The sequence below is a fragment of the Streptomyces sp. 2A115 genome (genome assembly GCF_052245575.1).
In the GTDB taxonomy this organism is placed as follows: Bacteria; Actinomycetota; Actinomycetes; order Streptomycetales; family Streptomycetaceae; genus Streptomyces.
In genome coordinates this window covers 86406-110076 of sequence record NZ_JBQQCG010000034.1, presented here as the reverse complement: position 1 = coordinate 110076, position 23671 = coordinate 86406, and the positions used below count along the sequence as shown (strand labels likewise).

Below are 23671 nucleotides of genomic sequence, written 5' to 3'. Positions count from 1 at the left end.
ACAGGATGCTCCTCGACGTCCTGGACCAGGGCTCGGCGGCCCCGGTGATCGCGGACGAACTGCGCGCCGGACGCCGCGTCCCTGGTCTCGGCCACCGGCTCTACCCGGGAGAGGACCCACGCGCGCGTGTGCTGTTCGCCCTCCTGGAGGAGCTTCCCAACGCCGCTCCCGCTCTGGCGGCGGCCCGCGACGTCGTCGCCACCACGGCCCGCCACGTGCCCCTGCACGCCAACGTCGACCTGGCCCTCGCCGTCCTCACGGCCGCGTCCGGCATGCACGCCTCCGCGGGCGAAACGATCTTCGCCGTGGCCCGTACAGCCGGCTGGATCGCTCACACCCTGGAGGAGTACGCCGAGGCTCCCCTGCGCATGCGCCCGAGCGGCCACTATGTAGGCGCGCGGCCCCCTCAGCCACTTCCGGAGCAGTGATACTTCCAGACCCGGAAGTCGTTCGCCGTCAAGTCAGGTTAGGCTCACCTCTGTGAGTACGTGCGCGAAGGTCTCCCGGGACCTGGCGGAGCCCCTCGCTGGGACCGCCGCCACCGCGAGGACGTGGCTGCTGGTGGAACAGCCCGGCCCCTGGGGTGCCAAAGCGCTGACCTCGAGCCATCTGGACCCCGCGCTCGGCCGCGCCCTGGAACAGGCCGCCGAGGGCACGGGCGTACGCGTCGCACTGATCCGCCGCCCGGGACGTCACGCCGACTTCCACACGATCGCCGAGCGACAGGTGTACGCGGCCCACACCACCCCGGGAAACGTATGGCTGCACAACGCCACCACATCGGACCCCGAGCAACTGCTCGAACTTGACTTCGCCGAACTCGGCAGGGGCCTCCCCCACAGCTTCGACGCGGCCCTCGACGGCCGCCCCCATACCGGCGACCCGCTCGCCCTCGTCTGCACCAACGGCAAGCGCGACCGCTGCTGCGCCCTCCTCGGCCGTCCCCTCGCCGCCGAACTCGCCGCCTCCGGAGTAGCAGGCGCCTGGGAAGTCACCCATCTGGGGGGCCACCGCTTCTCGCCCACTCTCCTCGTACTGCCGTTCGGATATGCGTACGGGCGTGCCGAGGCCCATGCCGTCAAGGAGATCCTCCAGGGAGTACGGGAAGGGCGTGTCGTCACCGAAGGTTGCCGGGGGAGCTCGGCCTGGGAGCGTCCTGGGCAGGCCGCCGAGCTGGCGGTGCGCACGGCGGCGCACGAGGCTGCCGCAGGCGCGCTGAGCGTCCTCCGCACGGACGGCGCGGCGCCGCGCTGGGAGGTGACGGTCGCCCACGCCGACGGCCGCCTCTGGCGCGTCACGGTGGCCCAGGGCGCCGGGCTGCCACCCCGGCCCGAGAGTTGTGGCTCGGCCCTCGGCTCCCCGGCCCGGATGGACGTGATGGCGGTGCGCGAACTGCCCCGTACGGCCGTCGCCAGCCGCGTCGACCACTGATCACGTCTCCCGAACGAGATCCACGCCACACCCCCCTACGGCACAGCCCGCACCTCCCCGTACCTTCATAGTCATGAGCCCCACTCCCCCTGCACGACGACTCCGCCTCGGCATGCCGAGGCGGATGTTCTCGCAGGTGCTGCTGATGCAGGTGGCGATCGCCGCCGGAGTCGCCGTACTCGCGACCGGGCTGTTCCTCGCTCCGCTCAGCGACCAGCTGGACGACCAGGCGATGCGCCGCGCGCTCGCGATCGCGCAGACCACGGCGGCGCAGCCACGGCTCGCCGACGAGCTGACGTCGACGAAGCCCTCGGCCGACGGGCCCGTGCAGGCCGAGGCGGAACGGATCCGCAAGGCCAGCGGCGCCGAGTACGTCGTGGTGATGAACATTGACGGCCTGCGCTGGTCGCACACCAACCCCGCCGAGATCGGTGGGCCCGTCTCGACCGATCCCCGGTCGGCCCTGGCCGGCCACGAGGTGATGGAGATCGACGACGGCACGCTGGGCCGCTCCGCGCGCGGCAAGGTGCCGTTGCGCGACGCCGACGGCGACATCGTCGGCGCGGTCTCGGTCGGCATCGAGTACGACAGCGTGCGCGCCCGCCTGATCCACGCGATCCCGGGGCTGTTGGCGTACGCGGGAGGGGCCCTGGCCGTCGGCGCGCTGGCCGCGTATCTGATCTCCAGGCGGGTGCATCGGCAGACCCGCGACCTGGCCTTCTCGGACATCGCCGCACTCCTCTCGGAACGTGAGGCCATGCTGCACGGCATCAGGGAGGGCGTCGTCGCGCTCGACCGCGGAGGCAGGATCCGGCTCCTCAACGACGAGGCCCGGCGCCTGCTGGGAATCGGCGACGAGGCCGTCGGACAGCCCCTCGACACAGCGCTCGGAGAGGGCCGTACGACCGACGTGCTGGCCGGCACCGTCACGGGAACCGATCTGCTCACCGTCCGAGGCCAGCGTGTTCTGATCGCCAACCGCATGCCCACCGACGACGGCGGAGCCGTCGCCACCCTGCGCGACCGCACCGAACTGGAACAGCTCGGCCGCGAACTCGACTCCACCCGCGGCCTGATCGACGCCCTGCGCGCCCAGGACCACGAGCACGCCAACCGGATGCACACGCTGCTCGGACTGCTGGAGCTGGAGATGTACGACGATGCCGTGGAGTTCGTCGGCGAGGTGGTGGGCGATCACAGGGCCACCGCGGAACAGGTGACCGAGAAGATCCACGACCCGCTGCTCGCCGCCCTCCTGGTGGGCAAGGCCACCGTCGCGGCGGAGCGCGGGGTGGCTCTGTGGATCTCCGACAGGACGCTGTTCCCCGATCGGTTGATCGACCCACGGGGACTGGTCACGATCGTCGGGAACCTTGTCGACAACGCACTCGACGCCGTCGCCGGCACCCTCCACGCGCGCGTGGAGGTCGAATTGCGCGCTGAGGGACGTACGGCTGTGCTCAGGGTGCGGGACACCGGGCCGGGAATCCCCGCCGACCAGCGTGAGTTGATCTTCGCGGACGGTTGGTCCACCAAGAAGCCCCCGGCCCACCGCAAGCGCGGGATCGGTCTCTCCCTGGTGCGCCGGCTCGCCGAGCGGCAGGGCGGCAGCGCACGCGTCGCGGAGGCGGACGGCGGAGGCGCCGAGTTCACGATCGTGCTTCCGGAGGCACTGACGGAGCCCGGTCTCGCACCGGCCCTCGTACCTGACCCCGTACCGGAGGAAGCCACCGCAGTCGCCACGACCACCAAAGAGGAGCCGAGATGATCGAGGTATTGGTCGTGGACGACGACACGCGGGTCGCTCGGGTCAACGCCGCCTACGTGGAGAAGGTCGCCGGATTCCATGTCGCCGGCGAAGCGCACTCCGCGGCGGAGGCGCTGCGGCAGGTGGAGGCGTTGCCTCAGCTGGACCTGGTGCTTCTCGACCACTATCTGCCGGACGAGACGGGCATCGCCGTGGTCCAGGAGATGCGTCGGCGCGGCCATCAGACCGACGTGATCATGGTGACCGCGGCCCGTGACGTGTCCACGGTCCAGGCGGCGATGCGGCATGGCGCGCTCCAGTACCTGGTGAAACCGTTCGCCTTCGCCGGGCTGCGCGCCAAGCTGGAGGCGTACGCGGAGCTGCGCCGCACGCTGGACGGCGGCGGCGAGGCCGAACAGGCAGAGGTCGACCGGATCTTCGGCGCCCTCTCGGCGGGCTCGGAGCCCGATCTGCCCAAAGGGCACTCCCCCACCACCGCGGAGGCCGTCCGCCGGGCGCTGGTGAACGCCGAAGGCCCCCTGTCGGCCCAGGAGATCGCCGACCGGACCGGACTCAGCCGGCAGACCGCCCAGCGCTACCTGAAGCTCCTGGAACGCACGGGGCGGGCCACGCTGACCCTCAAATACGGTGACGCGGGCCGCCCGGAGCACCGTTACATCTGGGCGACCCGCGCCTGAGGGCACGGCCGGATTGCGGGGGAGGTGACCGCGCCCCGCCTCCGTACGGCTGTCAGGGGAGTACAGCCGTACGGAGGAAGACTCAGCCCACGGCCGGTTTGGCGGCCTGGGACAGGGCCGTGCGCCAGGGGAAGGCGGCGTCCTGCCGAAAGACGAAGCCGACCTTGTCTCCGACGCCTTCGACCCGTGCGCCGGCCGCCAGGCCCTCGCCTTCAGTGGGCTTTTCGAGGCCGCTGACGAGGTTCGGAGTGGTCGATTCGCCGCAGCCGGCGGGGCGCACGACGGCGACGAACTCGCCGCATCCCAGGGTGAGATCGAGCCCGCTGAGGGCCGTGTGCGGTCCCCCGGACGGGGTCCTGGAGGCCTTGCTCACGCCTCGTGGTTCGATGGCGGGGCCGGTGTCTGCGCTCATGCCCGGGACGGTAGGCGGGGCATGGGGCACGGCATCAGCCTTGTGGGCGCAAGGCGCTCTTCTGCTTACAGAAGGGTGTTGTGCTCTTTTTGCTCGCGCTACAACACTGGAGGCCGACAGCCCGGGCTCAACGCTCACATCCGGGCTCGGGAAGAGAGGCCCGATGATTGAGGTCCTGGTCGTGGACGACGACTTTCGTGTCGCCGAGATCAACGCCAAGTACGTGGAAAAGGTTCCCGGCTTCCGGGTGGCCGCCCGCGCACACAACGCTGCCCAGGCCCTGGCCGCGGTCGCCCGCGAGCCCGTCGACCTGGTGCTGCTCGACCACTACCTGCCCGACCAAACGGGCCTCGAACTCGTCCATCGGATGCGGGAACTGGGCCACGGCGCCGACATCATCATGATCACCGCGGCCGGCGACGTGGAGACCGTGCGGGCCGCGATGCGCCTCGGCGCCCTGCACTACCTGGTCAAACCGTTCACCTTCGCGGCGCTGCGCACCCGGCTCGACTCGTACGCCGCGCTGCGCCGCACCGTCGACCGGGTCGGCGGCCGGGGCGTAGCCGGTCAGGAGCAGGTCGACCGCATATTCGGCGCGCTCCGCACGACGCCGACCCCTTCCTCCTCGCCCGGCCTCCCCAGCGGCCACTCGGAGCCGACCACAGACCTGATCTGCGCCGTTCTGCACCAGGCCGACCACCCCCTCTCGGCCCACGAGGTCGCCGCCGAGACGGGCCTAAGCCGCTCCACGGCCCAGCGCTACCTCCGCCACCTGGAACAGGCCGGACGGCTGCGGCTCTCCCTCAAGTACGGGGACACGGGGCGCCCGGAGCATCGGTATGCGTGGGTGACGCCTTGAGGGGTCGGGGCTGTACGGGGGCGGGGGCGCCCGGAGAAGTCAAGTTCCAGTACTTCATACCGAGCCGTTCGCGAGAGCCTCAGACCGCCCCCGCCCCCGTGAGCGCCCGTACCTCGGTCTCCGCGTGCTTGGCCTCGTCCGGCGGCTCCGCCGAGGTGACCGTGCCGAGCCAGCCCGCGAGGAAGCCCAGCGGGACCGACACCAGGCCCGGGTTCTCCAACGGGAAGTACTGGAAGTCGACGCCCGGGAACAGCGACGCGGAACTCCCCGACACCACGGGCGACAGCACCACGAGCACCAGAGCGGGCACCAGCCCCCCGTACACGGACCACACCGCGCCGCGCGTCGTGAAGCTCCGCCAGAACAGCGAATACAGCAGCACGGGCAGATTCGCCGACGCGGCGACCGCGAAGGCGAGTCCTACCAGGAATGCCACGTTGAGGTCGCGCGCGAGCAGCCCCAGCGCGATGGCGACCACGCCGATACCGACCGCGGCGGTCCGCGCCACGGCCACCTCGCTGTGCGGCTTCGCGCGCCGACGCCGCAGCGACGCGTACAGGTCGTGGGCCACGGACGCCGACGAGGCGAGCGTGATGCCGGCGACCACCGCGAGGATGGTGGCGAAGGCGATGGCGGCGACGACCGCAAACAGAACCGTTCCTCCAGTTGAGGCCGCGCCGCCACCCAGGTCGAGCGCGAGCAGCGGAACCGCCGTGTTCCCGGCCGCGTTCGACCCCCGTACGGCATCAGGACCGACGATCGCCGCCGCACCGAATCCCAGGACGATCGTCATCAGGTAGAAGCCGCCGATGAGACCGATCGCCCAGACGACCGAGCGACGCGCGGCCCGCGCGGTCGGCACGGTGTAGAAGCGCGACAGGATGTGCGGCAGCCCGGCTGTGCCGAGCACCAGCGCGAGGCCGAGGCTGATGAAGTCGAGCCGCGCGGTCCAGTCCCCGCCGTACCTCAGGCCCGGGGCGAGGAACGAGTCCCCGTGCCCGCTGCGCTCCGCCGCCGTACGCAGCAGCTGGTTGAAGTCCCCGTGGAACCGCACCAGGACGAGCACGGTCAGCGCGATCGCCCCACCCATCAGCAGGACCGCCTTGACGATCTGAATCCACGTGGTGGCCCGCATCCCTCCCATCGACACATAAATCACCATGAGCGCGCCGACACCGATGACCGTCCAGGCCTGCGCCGCCTCGCTCGTACCCCCCAGCAGCAGCGCGACCAGGCTGCCCGCCCCCACCATCTGCGCCACCAGGTACAGAACGGACACGGTCACCGAGGAAGTTCCCGCCGCGATCCGCACCGGCCGCTCACTCATTCGCGCCGCGACCACGTCGGCGAGCGTGAACCGCCCACAGTTGCGCACCAGTTCGGCCACCAGGAACAGCACGACGAGCCAGGCGACGAGGAATCCCACCGAGTACAGCAGCCCGTCGTAGCCGAAGAGCGCGATCAGCCCCGAGATGCCGAGGAAGGAGGCGGCGGACATGTAGTCACCCGCGATGGCAAAACCATTCTCCATGGGCGAGAAAAGCCGTCCGCCCGCGTAGAACTCCTCCGCCGAACCATGCCGGTGGCGGCTCACCCAGGTCGTGATCCCCAGTGTGATCGCGACGAACACGCTGAAGAGCAGGAGCGCCAGCGTCTGATGGTTCCCGGTCACCGCTCACCACCCGTGACGCTTCGCGTCAGTTCCTGTGTGTCCCAGCGCAGTTCGAGCGCGGCCCGGTCTCTGCGCAGCCGGGCGTGCCGGGCATACGCCCAGGTGAACAGGAACGTCGTGAGGAACTGGCCGAGCCCCGCGAGCATCGCCACGTTCAACGCACCGGCGACGGGCCGCGCCATGAGCCCGGGCGCCGTCGTCGCCGTCACCACATAGCCCACATACCAGGTGAAGAAGACAGCGACGGCCGGGATCACGAACCTCCGGTACCGGCTGCGCACCTCCTGGAAGGCCGCACTGCGCTGCACGTCCAGATAGACGTCGGCCGTGCGGGCGGTCCGGTCCTCCTGCTCCCTGCGCGCGGGAGGCACGGCGGGAGCGGGCGCGCCCGTGTCGTCCAACTCACCCCAGCCGGAGGCGAGCGCGTCGTACCAGGGGTCGTCGAACCGGACCTTTCCGGAGTCGGGACCGTCGTACTTCTCCACCGAACTCTCCTTGTCCCCGGCCCGTTTCGGCCGCGTGCCCAAGGATGGACAGAACGGGAAGATCCCTGACTCTTCTCACCGTGCTCTTCACCCCATCAGGTGACTCACCCCCCGGGTGGCCGCACAAGACCCTTCCCGTAGGCGTAACGGACCGCCTGCGCACGGCTCTTGAACCCGTCTTGGCGAAGGGGTTGTTGATCCGGGTCTTCACGGTGGCCTTGGAGACGGGCACTGCCGACGTCTTCGACGCTACGGAAATCGGCAGACGGGCAGATCGACAGACCGGGGCCAGAGAGGATCATGCCTGGAGCATGGGTGGATCCCGGGAGACCAGTCCCCACGCACGGGAGGAGACGCCCTCACGGACGTCTCCGCTGCCCCGGCCAGGCCCCCGTCTGCCCCAGCCAGGCCCGCTCTGTCGGCCCCGCCCCACCGGACCGCCTACGCGTCGATGCGCGAGCGGTCCAGCGTCGCCGCGGAGCTGGAGATGAACTCCTTGCGCGGGGCGACGTCGTTACCCATCAGCAGGTCGAACACCCGCTCGGATGCCTCCAGGTCGGAGATGTTGATCCGGCGCAGGGTGCGATGGCGCGGATCCATGGTCGTCTCGGCCAGCTGGTCGGCGTCCATCTCGCCGAGGCCCTTGTAGCGCTGGATCGAGTCCTTGTACCGCACGTTCTTGCGCTGGAGCTCCAGCAGCGTCTCCCGCAGCTCACCGTCCGAGTAGGTGTAGATGTACTTGTCCTGGCCCTTCTTGGGCTGGCTCAGCTCGATCCGGTGCAGCGGCGGCACTGCCGCGAACACCCGGCCCGCCTCGACCATCGGCCGCATGTAGCGCTGGAACAGAGTCAGCAGCAGGATGCGGATGTGCGCGCCGTCGACATCGGCGTCGACGAGGAGAATGATCTTCCCGTAGCGCGCCGCGTCGATGTCGAACGTCCGGCCGGACCCAGCTCCTATGACCTGGATGATCGCGCCACACTCCGCGTTTTTCAGCATGTCCGTAACGGACGCCTTCTGAACGTTGAGGATCTTGCCGCGGATCGGCAGCAGCGCCTGGAACTCGGAGTTCCGGGCGAGCTTGGCGGTGCCGAGCGCGGAGTCGCCCTCGACGATGAACAGCTCGCTGCGCTCCACGTCGTCGCTGCGGCAGTCCGCGAGCTTGGCAGGCAGCGAAGAGGACTCCAGGGCCGTCTTCCGGCGCTGCGCGTCCTTGTGCTGGCGGGCCGCGATCCGCGTGCGGGCGGCGGAAACGGCCTTCTCCAGGACAACACGGGCCTGCGCGGCCGCGTCACGCTTCGTGGAGGTCAGGAACGCCTTGAGCTCCTTGGAAACCACGTTCGTCACGATGCGGCGGGCCGCCGACGTGCCGAGCACCTCCTTGGTCTGGCCCTCGAACTGCGGCTCGGCCAGGCGCACGGTGACGACCGCGGTGAGGCCCTCCAGGGCGTCGTCCTTGACGACGTCGTCCTCGGCGACGCGCAGCAGCTTCTTGGTGCGCAGCACTTCGTTGACCGTCTTGGTGACGGCCTGCTCGAAGCCCGCTACATGGGTGCCGCCCTTGGGCGTGGCGATGATGTTCACGAACGACCGCAGGGTCGTGTCGTAGCCCGTGCCCCAGCGCAGTGCGATGTCGACGCCGAGCTCACGAGTGACCTCGGTCGGCGTCATCTGCCCGTGGTCGTCGAGGACCGGGACCGTCTCCTTGAAGCTGCCCTGGCCGGACAGGCGGAGCACGTCGCAGACCGGCTTGTCCGTGGCCAGGTACTCGCAGAACTCGCTGATGCCGCCGTCGAAGCGGAAGGACTCCTCACCCTTGCTGCCGTCCTCGCCGAGCCCGACCTCGTCGCGGACGACGATGGTCAGGCCGGGCACCAGGAAGGCGGTCTGCCGGGCGCGCTGGTGCAGGTCCTCCAGGGAGAGCTTGGCGTCCTTGAGGAAGATCTGGCGGTCGGCCCAGTAACGCACGCGCGTGCCGGTGCGGGTCTTGGGGATCCTCTTGAGCTTGCGCAGCCCGGCCGACGCGTCGAAGGCGGCGTCGGGGCCGTCCGCCTTGAACGCTCCTGGAGTGCCCCGCCGGAAGCTCACCGCATGGGTGTTGCCTCCGCGGTCCACCTCGACGTCCAGCCGGGCGGAGAGCGCGTTCACCACGGAGGCGCCCACGCCGTGCAGACCGCCGGAGGCCGCGTACGAGCCGCCGCCGAACTTGCCTCCGGCGTGCAGCTTGGTCATCACGACCTCGACACCGGACATGCCGGTCTTGGGCTCCACGTCGACCGGGATGCCGCGGCCGTTGTCCCGCACCTCGACGGAGCCGTCGTCGTGCAGGGTCACGTCGATGTGGTCGCAGTAGCCTCCGAGGGCCTCGTCCACGGAGTTGTCGATGATTTCCCAGAGGCAGTGCATCAGACCGCGGCTGTCGGTCGACCCGATGTACATGCCCGGGCGCTTCCGCACGGCCTCGAGTCCCTCGAGGACGAGCAGGTGCCGCGCGGTGTAGTTGGAACCGTCCCGGTCTGCTCCGGTCAGCAGCGCTGTGGACGGCACGGACGTCTCGGCGGTCACGCGGTTCGCTCCTCGCTGAATTTCAGATGGGGCCCTTTTGGGTAAGGGGCCGGCTTCGGTCGCCGGTCCGAGGGTACCGAGGCCTGGTAGAGCCGTTGTAACGCCACCCTCGTCTGAAACTCAGACTAGTCCAGAGTCGCATGCCTGTTCGATCCCTCGATGGAGTGAAGTACATATCACGTTCCCTTCCAGGCATGAACCATTTAGGCTCCGGGCACGTCCTCATGAACAACCGGCAAGCCAGCCGGGAGGACTGAACCTGACAGAGCGCGAACCCGTAAGACACGAAGACACGCAATACGGCTCATTCGCCGCCAACCGGCAGCAGCCAGCCGACTCGGAAAGATTTTTTCGAGGAAGAGCCACAAGCGGGAACGTTTTCGGCCTGGTTGGATGTTGACCCTGGTACGACAGCTCGTCGAGCTAGAGAAGAGGCGACGTGACTACTGTTCTGACCCCCGCGAGCCCGCTGACGGCCGCTGACCGCTGCGACCGTTGCGGCGCCCAGGCATATCTGCGCGTCGTCCTCCTGAGCGGCGGAGAACTGCTCTTCTGCGCCCACCACGGTCGCAAGTTCGAGCCGGAACTCAAGAAGATCGCCGCTGAGATACAGGACGAGACGGAGCGGCTTACTTCCGCTCCGGCGAGCGCCAACGACGAAGAGCACTGACACTTCGCGTCGACGACGAGCCATCTCCGGCAAAGGCCGGTGACCGGGCGGCCGCCCCTGGATTCCAGGGGCGGCCGCCCGTGCTCGTCCCCTGTGACGCCCTCAGAGGCCCATTCCCAGCCTTCTGACGACCTCGGAGACCCGCGTATAGACCCCAGGGCTTCCGGCCCGCCCGCAGCCGCTCCCCCACGACACGATGCCTATCAGCCGCCCCTGGGCGACCAGGGGCCCTCCACTGTCCCCCTGACAGGCGTCCCGGCCACCGGCTCTCTCCCCCGCGCACAGCATGGAGCCGGCGAGATACGTTCCGTCGGCACTGGCCGGGTACGCCTTTTCGCAGACCGCGTCGGGCAGCACCTGGACGCGTCCGGCCCGCAGAGCACGCGCGTAGTCGCCGCCCCCCGTCATGTCGCCCCAGCCGTAGACCACAGCGCCCGTAGCGGGTCTGTACGCGGCATCTCCCGGGCCCGCCATGCGGATGACCGAACTCGCGGCGAGCGGCTCGGCGAGGGTGAGTACGGCGAAGTCGCCGGCGTTCGTGTAGCCGTCGTACCGCGGGTTGATCCAGGTGTCGCGTATGGCGATCTCTCTGCCCTCGTCCGACAGCAGATCCCCGCGCCCCGCGATGACCCTCAGATCGCGGACCTGCCCCGGAGGCGCGCCCAGCACCTCCTCTCCCAGGCAGTGAGCCGCGGTCAACACGGACGAGCGGCCGATCACCACACCCCCGCAGAACTGCCCCGCACGCGTACCACCGAACCGGTCACGGCTGGACAGGGCGACCGTCCAGGGACTCTCGGAGATCTCGACGGGATAACCGCCGATGACGATGCTGTCGGCCGCCACCGGGGCGGGGGCGGCCAGCGGTATCAGGGCCGTCGTGGCCGCGAGGGCCAACGCTCGAACGAAAGGACGACGCATACGCGCTCCTCACTCTGAGGTCGTCATGAGACACCCAGAGTGATCCAGCGGGCAGCGGTGCGCACTCCGCGCAGACCGAGGGCCCGGTTCCCTGGACGGAAAACCGGGCCCTTCGTGTCGTACGGCCGAGATCTAGTCGAGGTAGTCGCGCAGGACCTGCGAGCGCGACGGGTGACGCAGCTTCGACATCGTCTTCGACTCGATCTGGCGGATGCGCTCACGCGTCACGCCGTACACCTTGCCGATCTCGTCGAGGGTCTTCGGCTGACCGTCGGTGAGACCGAAGCGCATGGAGACGACGCCCGCCTCGCGCTCGGACAGTGTGTCGAGGACGGAGTGCAGCTGCTCCTGGAGGAGCGTGAAGCTGACCGCGTCGGCCGGGACCACGGCCTCGGAGTCCTCGATGAGGTCGCCGAACTCGCTGTCTCCGTCCTCACCCAGGGGGGTGTGGAGGGAGATCGGCTCGCGGCCGTACTTCTGGACCTCGATGACCTTCTCGGGGGTCATGTCGAGTTCCTTGGCCAGCTCCTCCGGGGTCGGCTCGCGGCCCAGGTCCTGGAGCATCTGGCGCTGCACGCGCGCGAGCTTGTTGATGACCTCGACCATGTGCACCGGGATACGGATGGTGCGGGCCTGGTCGGCCATCGCGCGGGTGATCGCCTGACGGATCCACCAGGTGGCGTACGTGGAGAACTTGTAGCCCTTGGTGTAGTCGAACTTTTCCACCGCGCGGATCAGACCGAGGTTGCCCTCCTGGATGAGGTCCAGGAAGAGCATGCCGCGGCCGGTGTAGCGCTTGGCCAGGGAGACCACCAGACGGAGGTTCGCCTCCAGGAGGTGGTTCTTGGCGCGGCGGCCGTCCTCGGCGATGATCTCCAGCTCGCGCTTGAGCTTCGGTGCGAGCTTGTCGGCGTTGGCCAGCTTGTCCTCGGCGAACAGACCGGCCTCGATGCGCTTGGCGAGCTCGACCTCCTGCTCGGCGTTGAGCAGCGGGACCTTGCCGATCTGCTTGAGGTAGTCCTTGACGGGGTCGGCGGTGGCGCCGGCCGCGGCGACCTGCTGCGCGGGCGCGTCGTCCTCGTCCTCGTCGGACAGGACGAAGCCCTGGGCGCCGTCCTCGGCGGGCTCTTCGGCGCCGGCCTTGGCGGTACCCGAGGTCTCCTCGGCCGCCTCGTCGTCGACAAGCTCGGCGTCGTCCTTCTTGGCGGTGGTCTTCTTGGCCGTTGCCTTCTTGGCGACGGCCTTCTTCGCGACGGCCTTCTTGGCGGTCGCCTTCTTGGCAGCGGCCTTCTTGGCCGGCGCATCCTCGGCGGGAGCGTCGGCGGCAGGCATCGCCGGGGCGGCGGTGGCGGTGGCCGTCTGGGCCGTCGCCGTCTTCGCCGCGACGGTCTTGGTGGCGGTGCGCTTGGCCGGACTCTTCGCTGCGACGCTCTTGCGGGTGCGCTTGGGCTCCGCGGCACTGACCATCAGCGTCACACCCTCTTCCTCGAGGATCTGGTTGAGGCTGCGCAGTACGTTCTTCCACTGAGTGGCCGGAATCTGGTCAGCTTCGAAGGCCCGACGCACGTCATCGCCGGCGATCTGCCCCTCAGCCTTTCCCCGCTCAATGAGCGCCATGACAGAGACGGACTCGGCGATCTCCGGCGGGAGCGTACGGGATGTGCTGGCCGACACGAACAACCTCTCGGAACGTTGGAAAACGGCTTCCGGCCCCGTCCAGTGCGGACAGGAACCGACGACCGCCGACTTGGGGATGGGCCGACGGCGCGGGCGGGGCCGGGAAGAGTCACAGCGCCTTGAACGGCGCTCGTATTCCCTACTCGGCTGTCACCTCTTAGGTCATCGCGCTGTTCCGCAGAGCGTTACGCCCAATCTGCGTGGCCCGAGTCACACCCCGTAAGCACTCAAAAGCGGCCAGACATGGTCAGAGGTGGTCAACCAACGGGCCGAGCACCTCGCCACACCGCCGGACCCCGCTGGATTCCATGAGGATCCAGCGGGGTCCGGCGGCAGATGGTTCGCCTGCCAAGCGATGCCACGCGAGGGCGCATGCCCCGACCGCTCCGCCCCGGTACGCGGTCAGTGCTCGCGCGGCGCGGGCACCACGCGCTCCACCTCGGGATGGACGGTGAGCAGTTGCCGCATGGCCGCCTCGGCACCCGACCCGTCGCCCGTGGCGAGGGCGTCGACGATGCGGGCGTGGTGCGAGAGGGAGGCCTCGTTCGGCCGGTCGCAGCCGGCGATCGGGCCACCGGAGACCTGAAGCGCGGCCGACACGATCCCGGAGAGGTGCTCCAGCATGCGGTTGCCGGATACCTGGATGAGCAGGGAATGGAACTCCGCGTCGGCGCGCGAGAAGGTGAGCGCGTCGCCCTGCGCCATGGCATGACTCATGATCTCGACCATGTCGGCGAGCCGCTGCTGCACCTCCTCGCGTCCGTGTCCGGCCGCGAGGCGGGCGGCCAGCGGCTCGATCGTCCAGCGCAACTCGCTCAGCTCACGCCGCTGGTCATCTCGCTGCGGCCCAAAAGCCCGCCATTCGATGATGTCCGGGTCAAGAAGGTTCCAGTCACTGACAGGACGTACGCGCGTGCCGACATTCGGGCGGGCACTGACCAAGCCCTTCGCCTCAAGGACGCGGAGCGACTCACGGACGACAGTGCGGGAGACCTCGAACCGCTGCCCGATCTCCTCGGGCACGAGCGGGCGGTCCGCACCCAGGTCGCCGGAGACGATCATTTGACCCAGCTGCTGAACGAGTTGGCCATGCAGGCCACGGCCCCGGTTGCCGGCTGTACGCCGACCCACGCGGCCCAGCTCCGGGTCCGTGCTGTCCCAGACGGAGGCACTGACGCGGTCTGCGCCGGGGGCCTCCGCATAGGGGTAGCGGTCGAGTTCGCCCGGGCCGGTGAGGCCGGAGTCTGCGGAACGGGCGGCGGTCATCATGGTGTGCGCAAGGGTACTCACGGATCCTTTGTCGGCGCCGTCTCCAACTCCCTTGAGGTCTTTGGTGAAAAGCACACGAAAGGGTGATCGCTCACCCCGTCGCAATTGACGCCTTATCGGAAAGAAATGGGCGTTCCATGCGGAGTTGCGCACACCACGGGAACACGTGTGCGCGGACAGTCGTCATCGGACCCTGCTCCGCAGGGTCGTGAGCAGATATGCGCACAGCAGAGCGGTCAGCGACAACATCAGTGCGCCGCCGACCGGTTGGGCGATCACTCGCGCCACGGCGGCCAGATAGCGCTCGCCCCCGAACGGCCACTGCATCAGCACGAGCTCACGCAGCCGGGTCGAGAACCCCGCAGCCGTCCGTACGGACGGCCCCTCCAAGACTTTTTGCACGAGCGGTACGACGAGGATCGGCACGGCGAGAACCGCCGCGAGTCCGGCGGTCGTCGACCGGAAGATGCCCGCCGCCAGCACGCCCGCCCAGGCACAGCCCACCACGAGTCCGATCCAACTCACACTCATCGAAAGCCAGTCCGGGGGAACTCCGGCGAGCTCCCGTCCGTAGACGATGTAGAGCAGTTCGGCGTCCACACACACCGTGAGTAAGGCCAGGGTCAGGGCGGTGGCGGCGGCGACGAGGAGTTTGGCGGCGAGGAGTCCCAGGCGGCGGGGGACGGTGCCGCGATCCGCGGCCAGGGCGGGGTGGCGGAACTCGTCGCCGAAGGCGATGGCGCCGAGCAGCCCCGCGCCGAGCGCCGCGGGCGGCAGGGGGAACTCTTGCGGCCACGCGGCGAGCAGACGCGGCTGCGGCGTGTGTCCCACTCTGGCCAGGAGCACGGCGATGACGGCGGAGGCGGCGAGTACGGCTGCCGCGGTGAGGTAGCCGGTGCCGACTCCTGCCGCGCGGCGAAGCTCGTAGCGCAGCGGACGCAAGGGGCTGGGGCCAGGACGGACGGCGATGGGGGGCGGGAGGAGGGGCAGTGCGTCCGCGCCCTCCGCGTCGGCGGATCTCGGTGGCGCCAGAGCCTCGCGAGAGTCATTAGCGGGGTGCTGTACGGCAGCGGGCCCCATGTCACCGATTTCGTCTGCGAGTTGGTGTACGAGGATGCCGTGGCGGTACGCGGTTTCACCCACGTCGGCACAGGTGCTGCCGTACACGGAGAGGCGGTTGCCGTTTTCCCGCACGACCTCCACCGAGCGCCGCGCGGTGCGGGCCTCCTGCGTGAGCAGGGCGCCGAGACGGGCGGCGTACGGACTGCGGACGGCGACGCGAGGCCGTAGGCGGGTGCGGGCGAAGTCCGCGACCTCCTGGTCGGCGACGAGCCTGCCCTCATCCATTGTGACGACCCGGTCGGCGATCCGTGCTGCCTCCTTGGGGTCGTGCGTGCTGAACAGCACGGTGCCGCCGACGGCGGCGTGGGCGCGCAGAATCCCGTGCAGCCAGCGGCTTTCGCGGATGGAGAGTCCGTCCGAGGGGTCGTCGAGCAGGAGGGTGTGCGGGTCTGACAGCAGTGCGCAGGCCAGGCCGAGGCGACGGTCCATGCCGCGCGAGAGCGTGGCGAGGCGTTCGTCGCGCAGGCTGACGAGACCCACCACTTCGAGGACTTCGTCGGCACGCCGGGCGGGCACGCCCGCCGCGGCGCACAGCATGCGGAGTTGACCGCGGACCGTGCGTGCCGGGTGACCGGGGACCTCCCCGAGAAGAACGCCCACCTCGCGTGAGGGATGGGCGATGCGATGCAACGGGCGGCCTCGGAAGTAGGTGATCCCGCGACCCTGTTCGATTTCGAGCATGAGCCTGAGCGCAGTTGTCTTACCTGCGCCCGGGGCTCCCAAGAGCGCCGTGACGCGGCCCGCGGGCACCTCGAAGGAGACGTCGTCGACGGCGGGCGGAAGCTCCTTGCGGGGGTTGCTGGTCAGTCCGATGGCCTGGATCACCCAAAGCAAGATAGCGTGATATGCCGGATTTACCGGGCACCTCGAGCGTGCTCGGAAGCACACTCCGCACCGGTCCGCCCGCATGTCCGGATGTCGGGCCTCGGGGCGGTGTCGGACCTCGGAAAGTGTTAGACCTCGGGACGGAGCATCGGCGGGTTGAGCAGCGTGGCACCGCCCGCGCGGAAGAGCTGGGCAGGGCGGCCACCCTGTCTGGTGGTCGTACCGCCGGTGGGAACGAGGAAGCCCGGCGTGCCGGTCACCTTTCGGTGGAAGTTGCGCGGATCGAGTGCCACGCCCCACACCGCCTCGTACACGCGGCGCAGCTCACCGACCGTGAACTCGGTCGGGCAGAATGCGGTGGCCAGCGACGAGTACTCGATCTTGGAGCGGGCGCGCTCCACACCGTCCGCCAGGATCTGCGCGTGGTCGAAGGCGAGCGGCGCGGCCTGTTCGCCGTCACGGCCGTAGCCGCCCCGCTGAAGGAGTTCCTCGACGGGGGCCCAGCGTGCGATGTTCGCGTCGCCGCCTGCCCGAGGTGCGGGCAGATCGGGAGCAAGCGCGAGATGGGCGACGCTGACGACCCTCATCCGCGGGTCACGCTTGGGATCACCGTACGTCGCGAGCTGCTCCAGGTGTGCGCCGTTGGCCTGTGCGGGGGCGGCCGGGTCGTGCGCGCACAGCCCCGTCTCCTCGGCCAGTTCCCGCGCCGCGGCCTGCGCCAGGTCCTCGTCGGGCCGTACGAAGCCGCCAGGCAGCGCCCACCGCCCCTGAAACGGCGGCTCACCCCTCCGTACCGCCAGCGCGCACAGGGCATGGCGACGCACGGTCAGCACGACCAGGTCAACGGTGACGGCGAACGGTGGAAAGGCTGACGGGTCGTAGGGCATGCCGCGATCATAGTCGTCTGCCTGACGATAAACACGCCCTTCGCCAGTCGCTTCGGTGGCTGATCCACTGCTCTCAGGTACGGACGTCAGAGGCCGCTGTCGGCTTGGTCCCGTCGGGTTACATGAGCTCACGCTCCCAGCTGGAGGCCGTCTGCCGCCTCCTCGACCATGGCGAGGCCGAGTCTGCTGACGCGTATGGAGAAGGGGGCGCCCGCGACGCGCAGGCCCGTCAGGCCGATCTCGCCCAGGGGCGCGCCGCGGACCGGGCGCAGTGTCACCGTTCCGGCCGGGGCGTCGGGACGGATTCCGGCGAGAGCGGTGAGCAGGAGAACCCCGGCGGCCGCCGCCGTGGCCGCCGGCCGGCAGGCGGCCGGATGCGGCACCGGGGCGCCGCCTTCCGCACGCTGCTCCCCCGCGTACATCTCGGGCAGCCGGTGACCGAAGGCCTCGGCCGCCGCCAGCACTCCCCGCAGGAGTGAGCTTGCCTCCTTCTCATAGCCCGCAGTAGCCAAGCCCGCGACGGCCACGGCTGTCTCGTGAACCCGCACGGCCCCACTGCGATGGCCGAACGGGTTGTACGCCGCCTCCTTCACACCAAGGCTGCGCAGCCCCCAGCCCGAGTCCATGGCGGGCCCGCCGAGCAGCCGCGCGAGTTGTTCCGTCTGCACCTTGTCGAGCAGCCCCTGGGCCGGTGCACCTGCGCCGAGCAGCCCGGTGTCGAGGAGGTGGACACTGCCCGTGCCGAAGTGCGGCAGGAGCCTCCCGTCCGGCAGGCGAGCCGCAGCCGGTCTACCGCCTCCCCTGTCCTCGATCCAGAAGTCGTCCCGGAACGCGGCCCTCATCTCCCACGCCCACTGCCGCAGCCCGGCACCGCCTGCCTTTCCGTACGCGTCGAGTAGATCGGCACCCAGCAGCGCGGCTCGGTGAGCGCGCGCCTGGGTCTCGCAGCGCATCGGTCCGCCGGGGTGCGGGTCGGGCAGATACGTACCGTCGCCGACGGAGGCCCGCAGCCACTGAAGGCAGCGCTCGGCCGCGGGCAGCAGGTCCTCGGTCTCCTGCTCGGAAAGCCCCCAGCGCCTGGCCTCCGCGAGGAGCACCGGGAACAGGAGAGTCGCCTCTACGCCCGTACAGCTCGGTGGCAGATGCGTACCGGCGTGCCGTCGCGGCCCGGGAATCAGGCCGGACTGGGATCCCGTGTCCGCGAGTTGAGTACGGGCGAGGGTACGCAGGGTGCCTGCGGCGAGCCTGGTGCCCAGCGGCAGGGTCATGCGCGCCGCCGCGAGCGCCTCGGCCGGAGCCATACCGCAGCGCCACGGCGCGCCGGCCGCGAGGTGCGTGTCGGACGACTGCACGGGGTCACGCAGCAGCAGGGACTGGAGGTCCTCGATGCTGGTGTGCAGGAGCGCTTGAACCCTTGGGTCGTCGCCCATGGCCCGTGCCGGGGCGAGCGGGCTGGTGGCGCCGCGCGCGGCTGTACGGATGGGCCCGGCACCGGCCGGCCGCACCCTCAGTTCCACGCTTCGGGTGCCGCCTGGCGGCAGTTCGAGTTCCCAGCGCAGCAGCCCTGCGGAGGCCAGCGCGTCTGCGGGCGGCGGGTCGGCGGTGACAACGGATTGCCCGGTGGCACAGGACCACCGCATGCCGGAGTCGTGGACGCTGGCGGGCAGTTCGGGACCGGCTCTCCCCGAGGCGACCGCGCCCAGTTCCGCCAGGTCGGTGCCAAGCGCCACCTCGACGGGCAGCCGCAGATGGCGGTGGGCCGCGCTGCGCAGGGTGATCCGCTCCATGCCGTCCGCGTGCCGCGTCCGTTCGACGACGACGTCCGGGTCGGGGCCACCATCCCCGGTCAGGCTCAAGGTCGCCACGAAACATGCCTGGTCCGCCGTGACCATCCGGGCCTGGACCGCGAGCGGCTCCCGCCCCGCCACGCGCAGCCGGCACCGGGAGAGCATGCGTCGACCTGCGCAGTAGAAACCCTCCAGGCCCTCGCCGGTCAGCTGGCCCTGCGCCGTGGAGATCGCAAGCCCTGGCAGGGCGACACAGATCAGCGCGGCGTGCGCGGGCGGCAGGTCCGCTATCCGGCGCGGCGCTGCGACGGGCGCCTGCGGAGCAGTGGCACCGCCCGGACCCCTGAGGGGCTGTGCGGAGCTGCGAAGCAGAGGGTGATCGCCGTTCGGGGTGGAGGACGGGATGGGCAGGGGCATGGGGCGGCTTCTTCGGTGCTCCGTGCGCTGAGTACGCACTGGGCTGCGTGTGAGGGCTCCGGACGGGCAGTGTCGACGCGACGGCACGGCACGGCCGCGGGCTGCGCCACTCAGGTGAACGGAGCAGGACCGTCCCGGGTCACGCCCCGTGTCGTGCAAGCCGACCGGGTGGTGGTGAGCTAGGGGATCACCAGCCCTCATGCGTCGCCCTTCTTCATCCCCTGCCGACCGCCTCCTCGGCGGGACCGAGGAGCGTTGCCCGTACTGCCGACAGCCCGGCCGGGTCCTTCCACTGTGGGTGACCCGTCGACGGCGGGCCGAGGGCGGCGCGTGCTCCCGGTTCCGGGTGACCGGGGACTCGGACGACCGCCTGTGCTCCCGGGAGACCGCGGCTTGCGTCGGCGACGAGAATCCACCGATGTCGACCGCCTCGGGGCGGACCCTGACGGTCCGTCGGCGTCGACCGGTGACACCGAGGAGGCGACCACCTCCGCGCCGGAGCGATCCGCGCGCTCCCTGCGGAGGCAGCGGCGAATCGACTCCGGGTCCAAGCCCTCGTTGCACGCCTGGTGCAGAAGACGGGCGAAGAGGTATCCGGGATCCGCTCCGAGCGCCATGGCCAGGGCTTCCCGGGCCTCCAGCTCATCGCCGGAAGACCAGGCGACCCATCCAGCGAGCGTGAGCGGCGCCGCGGCGTGCTCCCCGTACGGGCCAACGCAACGGCGGGCCAGAGCCCGCCAGAGGCGGAGGGCCGGGTCGGCCTCATCGCCCTCCATCCACTCGGCCGCCCGGTCCCGCGTCGTGCGGTCCTGGAGGCCGAGAATCAAGGTGGCCGCCTCGTCATGGCCCAGCAGTTCGTCGTCTTGGAGATCCGCCGCAAGCGTGCCGGATACGGGCGTGGCGTCGGCGAACCGGCGCATGACCCGGTCAGCCAGTTCCAAGGTCTGGTCGGCCACACCCGTGCGGCTCTCGTCGTCCAGGATCCTGGGGATCAGCGCCATGCTCACCGCGTCCAGCGCGGACTCCTGCTCCAGCGCCGCCGCGGTCTCCCACGAAGTGAGCCTCGCCCTCAGCTCCCGCAGGGTGCCGCGCACTTGGAGACCGGCGTAGGTCGCGGCGGCGGCCAGCACGGAGGTGCCGGGCAATCCCATGGGCGTACCGTCGGGCGGGCAGCAGTGCTCACTGGGGCAGCAATACGACCAGAAGCGCCCGTCCGAGATACACAGGGCTTCGATCACGGGGACGTCGAGGGCACCGCATGCCGTGCGCAGCAACTGCGCGAGCGGGCGCAGGCGCTCCATGATCTCCCGGCCCGATTCGCCGTTCCTGGGGTCCTGGCAGAGGAAGGCGACCATGCTCTCGGGGAGGACACCCCTGCGCTCGCTGCCCTTCACGAGCCCGTGTGTCAGTTGCTCGGCCACGGACGGCCAGTCGTCCGCGTTGCCGGGGATGCCGAGCCGGGCGCGTCCGCCGAACCGGCCACGCCCGTCCCTGTCATGCAGGGCGACGAGCACGATGCTGTCCTCGGGCCGGTACCCGAGCAGGTACGGCAGGGCGTCGGCCAGCTCCGCCGGGGTACGGAGTGTGACCTGGTGCTCGGCGCACGGGAGGCCGGTCGCGCGGTGCCCCGAGCGGGCAGCGCTCTCGCTGCCGAGGGCTTGGCCATGCCCGCCGTGGGCGTCGTCATGCCCGCTGCGAACCTCTGCATGCCCGCCGTGCGCTTCACCATGTGCACCACGGGCTTCGCCAAGTCCACCGCAACTTTCGCGCCGGCCACTCCCGGCTTCGCCCTCTCCACTACCCGCACTCCTACGCCCGCCGTCCCCACCACGGCCGTCGTGCCCGCTGATGTCGCCGTTGCCGGAGGTCCCGGCCGCTTCGCTGTGATTCGTCATGCCGTGACCATCCCGCGGATCCCAAGATTCCGTTTTGCCCTGTGGATAAACACGACCATGATCACATCAGAAGTTGTCCACAGCTGGCGGGCTCATTCGCGTGATGTCCGACCCATCGGGTTGCATGGGGGCATGAGCAACGAAGAGCTGCGTACCGCGGCCGACACCGTCCTCGCCCGCCTCGTCGGCGACCCGGCAGGCGAGGCACGCCTGCGCGAGGACCAGTGGCACGCCATCGAGGCACTCGTCGCCGACAAGCGCAGAGCCCTGGTCGTGCAGCGCACCGGCTGGGGCAAGTCCGCGGTGTACTTCGTCGCGACCGCGCTGCTGCGGGAGCGCGGCGCGGGCCCCACCGTCATCGTCTCCCCGCTCCTCGCCCTCATGCGCAACCAGGTGGAGGCCGCCGCGCGCGCCGGCATCCACGCGCGGACCATCAACTCGTCCAACACGGAGGAATGGGACACGATCCAGGACGAGGTGGCCGCGGGCGAGGTGGATGTACTGCTGGTGAGCCCTGAGCGGCTCAACAATCCCGACTTCCGGGACCAGGTGCTGCCCAAGCTCGCCGCAGCCACCGGCCTTCTCGTGGTCGACGAGGCACACTGCATCTCCGACTGGGGCCACGACTTCCGGCCGGACTACCGCCGGCTGCGCACGATGCTCGCCGATCTCCCTCCGGGCGTTCCGGTCCTCGCCACCACAGCCACGGCCAACGCGCGCGTGACGGCCGACGTGGCCGAGCAACTGGGCACCGGCGGCAGCACGGACGCGCTCGTCCTGCGCGGCCCGCTGGACCGGGAGAGCCTGAGCCTCGGCGTACTCCAGCTGTCGGACGCCGCCCACCGCATGGCCTGGCTCGCCGAGCACCTCGGCGAGTTGCCCGGCTCCGGGATCATCTACACGCTCACGGTGGCCGCTGCCGAAGAGGTCACCGCGTTCCTGCGGCAGTGCGGGCACACCGTGACGTCCTACACCGGAAAGACGGAGAACGCGGATCGTCAGCAGGCCGAGGAGGACCTGCTCGCCAACCGCGTCAAGGCTCTGGTCGCCACGTCCGCACTGGGCATGGGCTTCGACAAGCCGGACCTCGGCTTCGTGGTGCACCTGGGCTCGCCGTCGTCCCCCATCGCGTACTACCAGCAGGTCGGGCGCGCGGGTCGCGGTGTGGAGCACGCCGAGGTGCTGCTCCTGCCGGGCAAGGAGGACCAGGCGATCTGGCAGTATTTCGCTTCGCTCGCCTTCCCTCCGGAGGAGCAGGTCCGGCGCACCCTGGACGTCCTCGCCCAGGCAGGCCGACCGCTCTCGCTGCCCGCGCTCGAACCGCTGGTGGAGCTGCGCCGGTCCCGGCTCGAGACGATGCTCAAGGTCCTTGACGTGGACGGCGCGGTGCATCGCGTCAAGGGCGGCTGGATCTCCACGGGGAAGCCGTGGACGTACGACACCGAGCGCTATGCCTGGGTCGCCAAGCAGCGTGCGGCCGAGCAGCAGGCGATGCGTGACTACGTGACGACGACGGGCTGCCGGATGGAGTTCCTGCGGCGGCAGCTGGATGACGAGGGGGCGGAGCCGTGCGGTCGCTGCGACACGTGCGCGGGGCCGCGGTTCGCGGATTCCGTGTCCCCGTCCGCCCTGGACTCAGCGCGCGGTGAGCTCGGTCGCGCCGGTGTCGATGTCGAACCCCGGAAGATGTGGCCGACAGGTCTGCCCGCGGTCGGCGTGAACTTGAAGGGACGTATCCCGGTCGGCGAACAGGCCGCGTCCGGGCGTGCGTTGGGGCGACTCTCGGACATCGGCTGGGGCAACCGCCTGCGGCCGATGCTCACGCCCCAGGCCCCCGACGGACCCGTTCCGGACGACGTCGCACAGGCGGTGGTCGGCGTGCTGGCCGATTGGGCGAAGGGACCCGGCGGCTGGGCTTCGGGGAGCTCCGACGCACAACCACGCCCGGTCGGCGTCGTCACCATGGCCTCGCACAGGCGACCGCACCTGATCCAGTCGCTGGGCGCGCGGATCGCCGAGGTCGGACACCTGCCCCTGTTGGGTTCCATCGAGTATGCCGCCGGGGCCGAGGCGGCGCAGGTCTCCAAGAGCAACAGCGCGCAGCGGTTGAAGGCGCTCGACGGAGCGCTGACGGTGCCACCCGCACTGGCGACGGCTCTGGCCCAAGCCCAAGGGCCCGTCCTGCTCGTGGACGACTCGGCCGAGACCGGCTGGACGCTCGCGGTGGCCGCGCGCATGCTCCGACGGGCCGGTGCGCAGGGGGTGTTGCCGCTGGTCCTCGCCGTGCAAGGGTGATCAAAACGGTTGCGTGGAGGATATGCGGCAGGGATAT

The 23671-nt window shown here is 70.2% G+C and carries 17 protein-coding genes and 2 pseudogenes; 7 read left to right on the top strand and 12 right to left on the bottom strand.

The genetic code is table 11. From position 1 onward, the window contains the following. The 4 genes from ACTWQR_RS27560 to ACTWQR_RS27545 form a co-directional block, all read left to right on the top strand. On the top strand, positions 1-428 hold a 428-nt coding region (locus ACTWQR_RS27560), incomplete at its 5' end, for a citrate/2-methylcitrate synthase (protein ID WP_443229860.1). Positions 429-480: 52 nt separating this feature from the next. Continuing rightward, positions 481-1431 (top strand): sucrase ferredoxin, encoded by a 951-nt coding sequence (locus tag ACTWQR_RS27555; protein ID WP_443229859.1) that lies wholly within the window; start codon positions 481-483, stop codon positions 1429-1431. A gap of 73 nt (positions 1432-1504) precedes the next feature. After that, on the top strand, positions 1505-3199 hold the full coding sequence (locus tag ACTWQR_RS27550; RefSeq protein WP_443229858.1) for a sensor histidine kinase: 1695 nt from the start codon (positions 1505-1507) through the stop codon (positions 3197-3199). Beyond that, a complete protein-coding gene (locus ACTWQR_RS27545) occupies positions 3196-3876 on the top strand; it encodes a response regulator (protein ID WP_443229857.1) in 681 nt (226 codons plus the stop codon). Before ACTWQR_RS27550 ends, ACTWQR_RS27545 begins: the two co-directional genes overlap by 4 nt. A 109-nt stretch (positions 3877-3985) precedes the next feature. Here ACTWQR_RS27545 and ACTWQR_RS27540 read toward each other — a convergent pair. Further along, positions 3986-4288, bottom strand: a pseudogene (locus ACTWQR_RS27540) (ATP-binding cassette domain-containing protein); the annotation flags it as partial. Positions 4289-4451: 163 nt separating this feature from the next. Between ACTWQR_RS27540 and ACTWQR_RS27535 the strand changes: the two are divergent. Continuing rightward, positions 4452-5147, top strand: coding sequence for a response regulator (locus ACTWQR_RS27535; RefSeq protein WP_443229856.1), 696 nt, complete (start codon positions 4452-4454; stop codon positions 5145-5147). A 79-nt stretch (positions 5148-5226) separates the two neighbouring features. Here the strand turns inward: ACTWQR_RS27535 and ACTWQR_RS27530 are convergent, their stop codons facing one another. The 4 genes and pseudogenes from ACTWQR_RS27530 to ACTWQR_RS27515 form a co-directional block, all read right to left on the bottom strand. Further along, positions 5227-6819 carry a solute symporter family protein gene (locus ACTWQR_RS27530; protein WP_443229855.1) on the bottom strand — a complete coding sequence of 531 codons (1593 nt, stop codon included), beginning with the start codon at positions 6817-6819 and terminating at the stop codon, positions 5227-5229. After that, positions 6816-7304: a DUF485 domain-containing protein gene (locus tag ACTWQR_RS27525; protein WP_443229854.1), complete on the bottom strand. Its 489-nt coding sequence runs from the start codon at positions 7302-7304 to the stop codon at positions 6816-6818. The genes ACTWQR_RS27530 and ACTWQR_RS27525 overlap by 4 nt, the downstream gene beginning before the upstream one ends. Before the next feature lie 104 nt (positions 7305-7408). After that, a pseudogene (locus ACTWQR_RS27520) lies at positions 7409-7530 on the bottom strand (DNA-binding response regulator); the annotation flags it as partial. Between the two features lie 215 nt (positions 7531-7745). Beyond that, positions 7746-9869, bottom strand: coding sequence for a DNA gyrase/topoisomerase IV subunit B (locus tag ACTWQR_RS27515; protein WP_443229853.1), 2124 nt, complete (start codon positions 9867-9869; stop codon positions 7746-7748). Between the two features lie 439 nt (positions 9870-10308). On the opposite strand from ACTWQR_RS27515, the gene ACTWQR_RS27510 reads away from it, so the two are divergent. Then, positions 10309-10539, top strand: coding sequence for a DUF7455 domain-containing protein (locus tag ACTWQR_RS27510; protein WP_151477575.1), 231 nt, complete (start codon positions 10309-10311; stop codon positions 10537-10539). A gap of 102 nt (positions 10540-10641) precedes the next feature. Here the strand turns inward: ACTWQR_RS27510 and ACTWQR_RS27505 are convergent, their stop codons facing one another. The 7 genes from ACTWQR_RS27505 to ACTWQR_RS27475 form a co-directional block, all read right to left on the bottom strand. Beyond that, positions 10642-11460, bottom strand: coding sequence for a S1 family serine peptidase (locus tag ACTWQR_RS27505; protein WP_443229852.1), 819 nt, complete (start codon positions 11458-11460; stop codon positions 10642-10644). A gap of 132 nt (positions 11461-11592) precedes the next feature. Continuing rightward, complete coding sequence (locus tag ACTWQR_RS27500) at positions 11593-13134, bottom strand: RNA polymerase sigma factor (protein ID WP_443229851.1); 1542 nt, start codon at positions 13132-13134, stop codon at positions 11593-11595. 405 nt (positions 13135-13539) lie between these two features. Continuing rightward, positions 13540-14427 carry a FadR/GntR family transcriptional regulator gene (locus ACTWQR_RS27495; RefSeq protein ID WP_443229850.1) on the bottom strand — a complete coding sequence of 296 codons (888 nt, stop codon included), beginning with the start codon at positions 14425-14427 and terminating at the stop codon, positions 13540-13542. 162 nt (positions 14428-14589) lie between these two features. Continuing rightward, a complete protein-coding gene (locus ACTWQR_RS27490; protein ID WP_443229849.1) occupies positions 14590-16353 on the bottom strand; it encodes an ABC transporter ATP-binding protein in 1764 nt (587 codons plus the stop codon). A 128-nt stretch (positions 16354-16481) separates the two neighbouring features. Further along, the gene (locus ACTWQR_RS27485; protein ID WP_443229848.1) at positions 16482-17240 is read right to left on the bottom strand and encodes an NUDIX hydrolase; all 759 of its coding nucleotides are present in this window, start codon (positions 17238-17240) and stop codon (positions 16482-16484) included. A 128-nt stretch (positions 17241-17368) separates the two neighbouring features. After that, entirely contained in the window at positions 17369-19444 is a 2076-nt protein-coding gene (locus tag ACTWQR_RS27480) for a glycogen debranching N-terminal domain-containing protein (RefSeq protein ID WP_443229847.1), read from the bottom strand. A gap of 197 nt (positions 19445-19641) precedes the next feature. After that, on the bottom strand, positions 19642-21339 hold the full coding sequence (locus ACTWQR_RS27475) for a DUF4192 domain-containing protein (RefSeq protein WP_443229846.1): 1698 nt from the start codon (positions 21337-21339) through the stop codon (positions 19642-19644). Between the two features lie 132 nt (positions 21340-21471). Between ACTWQR_RS27475 and ACTWQR_RS27470 the strand changes: the two genes are divergently transcribed. Beyond that, positions 21472-23634: a RecQ family ATP-dependent DNA helicase gene (locus ACTWQR_RS27470; RefSeq protein ID WP_443229845.1), complete on the top strand. Its 2163-nt coding sequence runs from the start codon at positions 21472-21474 to the stop codon at positions 23632-23634. The last annotated feature ends 37 nt before the right edge of the window (positions 23635-23671 follow it).

What these genes read in the sequence shown, in the direction of transcription:
- ACTWQR_RS27470 (WP_443229845.1), top strand. Translation starts at nt 21,472, where the DNA reads ATGAGCAACGAAGAGCTGCGTACCGCGGCCGACACCGTCCTCGCCCGC.
- ACTWQR_RS27545 (WP_443229857.1), top strand. Translation starts at nt 3,196, where the DNA reads ATGATCGAGGTATTGGTCGTGGACGACGACACGCGGGTCGCTCGGGTC.
- ACTWQR_RS27535 (WP_443229856.1), top strand. Translation starts at nt 4,452, where the DNA reads ATGATTGAGGTCCTGGTCGTGGACGACGACTTTCGTGTCGCCGAGATC.
- ACTWQR_RS27550 (WP_443229858.1), top strand. Translation starts at nt 1,505, where the DNA reads ATGAGCCCCACTCCCCCTGCACGACGACTCCGCCTCGGCATGCCGAGG.
- ACTWQR_RS27480 (WP_443229847.1), bottom strand. Translation starts at nt 19,444, where the DNA reads ATGCCCCTGCCCATCCCGTCCTCCACCCCGAACGGCGATCACCCTCTG.
- ACTWQR_RS27475 (WP_443229846.1), bottom strand. Translation starts at nt 21,339, where the DNA reads ATGACGAATCACAGCGAAGCGGCCGGGACCTCCGGCAACGGCGACATC.
- ACTWQR_RS27505 (WP_443229852.1), bottom strand. Translation starts at nt 11,460, where the DNA reads ATGCGTCGTCCTTTCGTTCGAGCGTTGGCCCTCGCGGCCACGACGGCC.
- ACTWQR_RS27485 (WP_443229848.1), bottom strand. Translation starts at nt 17,240, where the DNA reads ATGCCCTACGACCCGTCAGCCTTTCCACCGTTCGCCGTCACCGTTGAC.